General features: G+C 47.2%; 6 protein-coding genes and 1 rRNA gene. 2 read left to right on the forward strand and 5 right to left on the reverse strand.

The genetic code is table 11. The features are described 5' to 3' along the window. Positions 1-308: 308 nt before the first annotated feature. The 4 genes from polA to EX31_RS15920 all read right to left on the reverse strand — a co-directional run bounded on the left by polA (position 309) and on the right by EX31_RS15920 (position 5,518). On the reverse strand, positions 309-3,113 hold the full coding sequence (polA, locus tag EX31_RS15905; protein WP_037035573.1) for a DNA polymerase I: 2,805 nt from the start codon (positions 3,111-3,113) through the stop codon (positions 309-311). Positions 3,114-3,500: 387 nt separating this feature from the next. Then, complete coding sequence (dsbA, locus tag EX31_RS15910) at positions 3,501-4,124, reverse strand: thiol:disulfide interchange protein DsbA (protein ID WP_013577659.1); 624 nt, start codon at positions 4,122-4,124, stop codon at positions 3,501-3,503. Positions 4,125-4,169: 45 nt separating this feature from the next. Further along, a complete protein-coding gene (locus EX31_RS15915; protein WP_037035574.1) occupies positions 4,170-5,156 on the reverse strand; it encodes a serine/threonine protein kinase in 987 nt (328 codons plus the stop codon). 92 nt (positions 5,157-5,248) lie between these two features. Further along, positions 5,249-5,518, reverse strand: coding sequence for a YihD family protein (locus EX31_RS15920; RefSeq protein ID WP_013577661.1), 270 nt, complete (start codon positions 5,516-5,518; stop codon positions 5,249-5,251). 153 nt (positions 5,519-5,671) lie between these two features. On the opposite strand from EX31_RS15920, the gene mobA reads away from it, so the two are divergent. Both mobA and mobB read left to right on the forward strand, forming a co-directional pair. Beyond that, a complete protein-coding gene (gene mobA, locus EX31_RS15925) occupies positions 5,672-6,259 on the forward strand; it encodes a molybdenum cofactor guanylyltransferase MobA (RefSeq protein WP_037035575.1) in 588 nt (195 codons plus the stop codon). Next, the gene (gene mobB, locus EX31_RS15930) at positions 6,256-6,789 is read left to right on the forward strand and encodes a molybdopterin-guanine dinucleotide biosynthesis protein MobB (protein WP_037035576.1); all 534 of its coding nucleotides are present in this window, start codon (positions 6,256-6,258) and stop codon (positions 6,787-6,789) included. Before mobA ends, mobB begins: the two co-directional genes overlap by 4 nt. 80 nt (positions 6,790-6,869) lie before the next feature. On the opposite strand, the gene rrf is transcribed toward mobB, so the two are convergent. After that, a 5S ribosomal RNA gene (rrf, locus tag EX31_RS15935) occupies positions 6,870-6,985 on the reverse strand. Between the last annotated feature and the right edge of the window lie 176 nt (positions 6,986-7,161).

The following is a 7,161-nucleotide window of genomic DNA, read 5'->3' on the forward strand; positions in this document are numbered from 1 at the left end:
GGGTGACCGCAAGGTTGCCCTTTTTTATGGGTATAACGCTATGAAAAATCCAATAAAAAACGCCCCAGACATAAATGCCTGGGGCGGCTAAAATATTCAGCCAAATCCGATTACGTGAAGTAAAAGGTCTGAAAGATAGAACATCTTACCTCTGTACCCTACGAGAGAAACTTTACCCTATTTTCTGACGGGGAAAAAGAACTTTTTGTAGTTTACTTACACAAAAATCGCGGATTATGCGATCACTCTCATGGTATGAGCACATAATCCTGTAGCTTAATTACAAAAAAAGCTTAGTAACTATTCACTTAGTGAGCCTGATCCCAGTTTTCGCCAGTGCCCACATCTACTTTCAGTGGAACGGCCAGCGTCATGCTTGCTTCCATAAGATTACGGATTTTTTCGCTTGCCACTTCCACATCATCTTTATGCACTTCAAACACCAGTTCATCGTGTACTTGCATGATAATGCGAGCACGCGGCGCATCCGGTTGTTTCAGCCAGTCAGCGACGCTTATCATCGCACGCTTGATAATATCCGCAGCCGTTCCTTGCATCGGGGCGTTGATCGCTGCACGCTCCGCACCTTTACGGCGCATGGCGTTACTGGACTTAATGTCTGGCAGATACAGACGGCGACCATCCAGCGTTTCAACGTAACCCTGCTCAGACGCCTGAGTGCGGGTGCGTTCCATGTATTCCAGCACGCCCGGATAGCGCTCAAAGTACAAATCCATATAACGCTGGGATTCTTTGCGCGGAATATTTAGCTGGCGCGACAGACCAAATGCGCTCATGCCATAAATCAGACCGAAGTTAATCGCTTTCGCACTGCGGCGTTGCTCACCGGATACTTTCTCCAGCGGCGTACCGAAGACTTCTGCGGCAGTCGCGCGGTGGATATCTTTCCCCTCGGCGAACGCTTTCAGCAAACCTTCATCCTTAGATAAATGCGCCATGATACGCAGTTCAATCTGCGAGTAGTCGGCAGCCAGAATGATGTAGTCTTTCGGCGCGATAAACGCCTGACGGATGCGGCGACCTTCGTCATTACGCACCGGAATGTTTTGCAGGTTTGGATCACTGGAAGATAGACGCCCGGTGGCAGTCACTGCCTGATGATAAGACGTGTGCACACGTCCGGACTGCGGATTGATCATCAATGGCAGTTTATCGGTATAGGTCGATTTCAGTTTTGCCAGACCACGATATTCAAGAATGACTTTTGGCAGCGGGTAATTCAGAGCCAGCTCAGCCAGAACTTCTTCATTAGTCGATGGCGCGCCACCCGGCGTTTTCTTCAGAATCGGTAATTTCTGTTTTTCATACAGAATGGCCTGCAATTGTTTGGTCGAAGACAGGTTGAAAGGTTCTTCTGCCAGTTCATGTGCCTTGTTTTCCAGCTCATTCAGACGGATAGCCAGTTCTTTTGAGTGGGCGGCGAGGATATTCTGATCAATCAGAACGCCAGTGCGCTCGATATGAGACAGCACAGGTACCAGCGGCATTTCGATATCCGTGAAAACAGTCTTCAGGGATTCGCTTTCCGCAATCCGAGGCCACAGTGCCTGATGCAATTGTAATGTGACATCAGCATCTTCTGCCGCATAGGGCGCCGCTTGCTCCAGCGCGATTTGGTTGAAGGTCAGCTGGTTCTTGCCTTTACCTGCGATCTCTTCAAAACTGACGGTCTTATGGCCGAGATAGCGATCGGCCAGGCTGTCCATATCATGGCGGCCAGATACGCTGTCGAGCACATAGGACTCGAGCATGGTATCAAAGGCAATGCCTTTTAATTCGATGTCATAACGCAGTAACACGCCGCGGTCGAATTTCAGGTTCTGACCCACTTTCCGCTGCTTTTCATCTTCGAGTATCGGCTTGAGCTGTTTCAATACTTCATCACGATCCAGCTGTACCGGCGCATCCAGATAATCATGAGCAACCGGTAAATAGGCTGCTTTACCTGCTTCTGTAGCAAAAGATAAGCCAATCAGATTGGCGGTCAGCGTATCCAGACCATCCGTTTCTGTATCGAATGCAAACACCTCAGAGCCTTTCAGATAACCGATCCATTCATCCAGCGTCGCCTGATCCAAAATGGTGACGTAACCGTCCTGAGAAAGCTGGTTAGGTTCGATCACTGCTGCTGAAGTTGTGTCTTCAGCCTGTGCGCTTTTCTTCGCTGCTGCCGGCGCTTTACCTGCTGATTTTTTACCGCTCAGCCAGGTACCGGATTCAACATCAGCCAGCCAGCGTTTGAATTCATAGCGACCAAAAAGCTTGTGCAGTTCATCAGCATCAGGTTCAGAAACCGTCAGCTCTGCACAGGTTAAATCCAGCTTCACGTCAGTTTTAATGGTCGCCAGCTGGTAAGAGAGATAGGCGACGTCTTTATTATCAGCGAGTTTGGCGGCCATGGTTTTGGCGCCGCGGAAACTGAGTGTCGATACTTTATCAAGATCGGCATACAACGCATCAAGACCACCAATGCCTTGTAACAAGGCTTGTGCGGTTTTCTCCCCCACGCCCGGCACGCCTGGAATATTGTCCGAGGAGTCACCCATCAGGGCGAGGAAATCGATGATCAGCGAAGGCGGAACACCGTACTTCTCGACAACTTCATCTGGCCCCAGAATCGCGTTGTTCATCGTATTAATTAATGTCACGCCCGGTGTCACGAGCTGCGCCATATCTTTATCACCGGTGCTGATCAGAACAGCATGACCCGCCAGTTCAGCTTCGAGTGCCAGCGTACCGATTACGTCGTCCGCTTCTACACCAGAGACCACCAGCAAAGGCAACCCCATTGCTTTGACCATTTGGTGAAGAGGCTCAATTTGAGAGCGCAGGTCATCCGGCATCGGAGGACGGTGAGATTTATACTGTTCGAAAAGTTCGTCACGGAAGGTTTTGCCTTTCGCGTCAAAAACCACAGCGACATGGCTTGGTGTGTATTGCAGCAATAAACTGCGCAACATGTTAAGCACACCGTACATCGCACCGGTCGGTTCACCCGCAGAGTTGGTCAGCGGAGGAAACGCATGATAGGCGCGATAAAGGTAAGACGAACCGTCTACCAGGATTAAGGGGTTTTCTGCTATCTGGGCCATAACTCTTCTTTATTCGTGATCAGACATGCTCTAAGGATGCCATAGCCAGCGGGAAAGACGAACCTTGAGAGGGAAATTCATTGCGAAGTTGCGAGGGATCTCGAAGGATCATCCTGTGGATAACTTTGTGAATAGTTTTTATAGTAAATTATTATCTGATCATATCCGGAAAATACTCCAGAATTTTAACTACTGGTTTCATCAGGTTATCGGTTTTTTTATGAAATAGTCGTGTAATAGAAGCTTAATAGCTATTGTGGATAGTAATATTTACAGGAAACATTCCGGGCATAAATTATTTATATTTCATAGGGTACTCATTTTGGTTGTTATTTTTTTCAGAAAATATAACGCCAGCCCGAAAGCTGGCGCCGAGATCAGGAATTCTTATTTTTTGGTCGCTAAGAAATTGATCACATCAGAATATTGTTTGACATACATATCCATTGAGCTGGTATCAAGTCCGTCATTTTTAACCATGTATTTCCCATTCACAAATACAGAAGGGACGCCTTGCAGACCCAAATCAGCAGCGGCTTTTTCCTGCTGAACAACCAGTGATTTCACGACGAAGCTGTTAAGTGCGGCATCATAATCTTCGCCCTTAACACCCGCCTGAATAAAGACTTTACGGATATCATCAGCATTTTGTACCGACTGCTGTTTCTGCACAGCATCAAACATCAGCGGGCTGACTTTTTCTTCAACACCCAGAGCAATAGCCACAGCCCATGCCTGAGTTAGTTGCTTACCTAACGGCCCCAGGAACTCAACGTGGTATTTAGTGTATTTCACATCTTTTGGCAGGTTCTTACGGATGCTGTCAGAGACATGCCAGACTTGTTCAAACTGGTAGCAGTGCGGGCAATAAAATGAGAAAAACTCGAGTACCTGTGGCTCATTAGCTACGGTTTTATCTAAAGTAACGTATTGCGCGCCATCAGAAAATTGCGCTGCAGATACACTGAAGGCCATAACCATACCAACCAGTGCCAGGAATATCTTTTTCATATAAAGCCTATCTCCATTTAATTAAACTTGAACGTTAATCGTGACTCAATACATTGGCATCAGCCGTAAAGGAGGTGCCTGTAATTTCTTAATTTGCTCAGTGAAAGCCGCTATCTGACCACGCCAAAAATCTTCGTCCTGCATCCAGGGGAAGCTCTTAGGAAATGCAGGATCGTCCCAGCGACGGGCGACCCAGGCCAGATAATAAACCATGCGCATAGCACGCAGCGGCTCCATCAAAGACAGTTCACTGGTATCTAAATCAGCAAACTCTCCATAAGCTTCCAGCAAGATATCTAACTGAAGCCTTTGCTCACTTTGGTCGCCATGTAACAACATCCAGAGATCCTGGATTGCCGGACCATTACGGGCATCATCCATATCCACAAACAGCGGGCCATCTCGCCAGAGAATATTCCCCGGATGGCAATCCCCATGTAAGCGCAAAGGCTGCCAGTCGGTATGCCAGAATTCCCGGGTCGTCGTGATCAGTTTATCTGTCGCAGTTAAAAAAGGCTCTCGCAGGCTTTTGGGGATCAGAGGACACTGCGCCAGGACATCACGTGGTCGGGAAAGGTATTCATCGAGGCCAATTGTCGGGCGTGCGGTGAAGAGACTTTCACTGCCAACCTGATGGATACGCCCGAGGAATCGCCCCACCCATTCCAGCTGATCGAGATTATCTATTTCATACTGACGGCCACCGACGCTTGGAAACACGGTGAACATATAACCCTGGTAGTGATGAAGTGTATCTTTATTAATAGAAAGAGGGGCAACAGCAGGGATTTCAGCATCAGCCATATCACGAGAAAACTGGTGCTCTTCGTGGATTTGTTCTTCACTCCAGCGCTCCGGCCGGTAGAACTTCACTACATAACGTTTTCTGTCTTCTCCCAGAAACTGGTAGACACGATTCTCATAGCTGTTTAAGGCAGTGAGGCCGGACTCAGCAATCAGACCGATACTCTCTAACGCATCAAGGATAAGATCCGGCGACAATGCCTGAAAATTAAAAGCAGAATTGTTCATAACTTCATTCGGGTTAGCCGCACAGAAAAGTGACAATGGGAAATAGTATCATCTATTTTTGGCGGTTCGCATGAAGTTCACATAAGTTTACATCAATCTTTAATCACGCCACGGGCACGTAAAAGTGCAGTTTTAAAGTCATCCTCATAATCTTTCTTTAAACCTGGGATTTCAGTCGTGCTGTCAGTTCCGCGCATTTTCAGGTGATAAATCAACATGTCATCACTCAGTTCTCCCAAAGGTCCCTGATAACCACATTCTGTCGCCAGCTTCTGAATAAACTCCATCAGGTTAAGATCGCAATCTTCTTTCCATGCAGGATGCAGCAGTTCGATCAACTCATTTACGCGATGTTCTTTCATGATATTCCCTTTCAACGTAGTTGCAGACCCTAAAAATAACAGGGTTATTTCTTCAGGGAAAGGACAAGCTGACCGGGTAACAGTTAAACCTGCCTGACCGCAAGGTAAGGCGTTACAATGAACGGAATATAGACATTTTTACAGGTAAATATTATGGGGCAGGATAACATTACCGGCGTGATTTTAGCGGGTGGTCGTTCGAGCAGGATGGGTGAAGACAAAGGGCTGGTCGAAATTAATGGTAAACCCTTATTTGAACATATTGCCGAAAGATTACGCCCACAAGTCGGAGATATTCTCATCAGCTGTAACCGAAACACGAAACGATATGGCCGAAATTTCCAGACGGTCCCTGACATTACACAGGATTTTCAGGGCCCCCTTGCAGGAATGCTTGCCGCATTATCTGCCAGTAAAACCGAGTGGGTACTGTTCGTTCCCTGTGACGTACCAGCCTTTCCGTTAAATCTTACCGAAGCCTTTTTAGCCAAAGCGGCCGGGCAACGGGCAGTTTTTGCCTGTGACCCTGAACGCGGGCATCCGACACTTTGTCTGCTGAACCGTAATCTGATTCCAGTACTGGAAACCTATCTCGCAAATGGCGACAGGAAATTAATGATTTTCTTTCATCAGATTGACGCAAAAGCAGTATTGTTCAACGAATCCACAGCGTTTTCCAATCTCAACACGCCTGAAGATGTGTCACATTGGAAAGCTAATCACCACGATATTTTAATATGATAACTCAACAAATTCCCTTGCTTGGGATCGTCGCTCACAGCGGAACAGGAAAAACAACATTGCTGAAGCAGCTTATCCCCTATTTGCGTCAACGTGGTATACGAACCGGTCTGATAAAGCATACACATCATGATGTGGATGTTGATACTCCAGGGAAAGATAGCTTTGAGCTACGTAAAGCGGGTGCGGACCAGACTATGGTTGCCAGCAGCAGCCGATGGGCATTAATGACAGAAATGCCCGAGCAGGATCATCTAAACCTAGACTATCTTGCGACGCGTTTTGACCGCAATAAACTGGATATGATCTTCGTTGAAGGGTTCAAGCATGAAGAGATCGACAAAATTGTGCTGCACAGGGAAGGAACAGGGGGAATATTGGAACAGTTAATTGATATTCATGCTGTTGCTGTGGCTAGTGATTGTCTATCAGAGACTATTTCAACGACAATTAGCGTCTTGAATATAAATAAGATAGAAGACGTTGGAGAATTTGTTATCAGGTGGCTGGAAAATCAGCAAAAACAGTAGTTTTCGATCTTCTGCCATTACCCAAATTTCCCATAGCAAAAAGCCCCGTACTTTCGTACGGGGCTTTCCACTTATTTGATGCCTGGCAGTTCCCTACTCTCGCATGGGGAGACCCCACACTACCATCGGCGCTACGGCGTTTCACTTCTGAGTTCGGCATGGGGTCAGGTGGGACCACCGCGCTACTGCCGCCAGGCAAATTCTGTTTCATTCATAACGCTCACCCTAAATCAGGCTTGCACTACGAACCAATCTCGGAACTTCAGCTGAAAATCTACTTCAAGTCTCTAAAAACACCTTTGGTGTTGTAAGGTTAAGCCTCTCGGGTCATTAGTACTGGTTAGCTCAATGCATCGCTGCACTTACACACCC

The organism is Rahnella sp. WP5 (assembly GCF_000745615.1).
Classification (GTDB): Bacteria; Pseudomonadota; Gammaproteobacteria; order Enterobacterales; family Enterobacteriaceae; genus Rahnella; species Rahnella aceris.

What these genes read in the sequence shown, in the direction of transcription:
- polA (WP_037035573.1), bottom strand. Translation starts at nt 3,113, where the DNA reads ATGGCCCAGATAGCAGAAAACCCCTTAATCCTGGTAGACGGTTCGTCT.
- dsbA (WP_013577659.1), bottom strand. Translation starts at nt 4,124, where the DNA reads ATGAAAAAGATATTCCTGGCACTGGTTGGTATGGTTATGGCCTTCAGT.
- EX31_RS15915 (WP_037035574.1), bottom strand. Translation starts at nt 5,156, where the DNA reads ATGAACAATTCTGCTTTTAATTTTCAGGCATTGTCGCCGGATCTTATC.
- EX31_RS15920 (WP_013577661.1), bottom strand. Translation starts at nt 5,518, where the DNA reads ATGAAAGAACATCGCGTAAATGAGTTGATCGAACTGCTGCATCCTGCA.
- mobA (WP_037035575.1), top strand. Translation starts at nt 5,672, where the DNA reads ATGGGGCAGGATAACATTACCGGCGTGATTTTAGCGGGTGGTCGTTCG.
- mobB (WP_037035576.1), top strand. Translation starts at nt 6,256, where the DNA reads ATGATAACTCAACAAATTCCCTTGCTTGGGATCGTCGCTCACAGCGGA.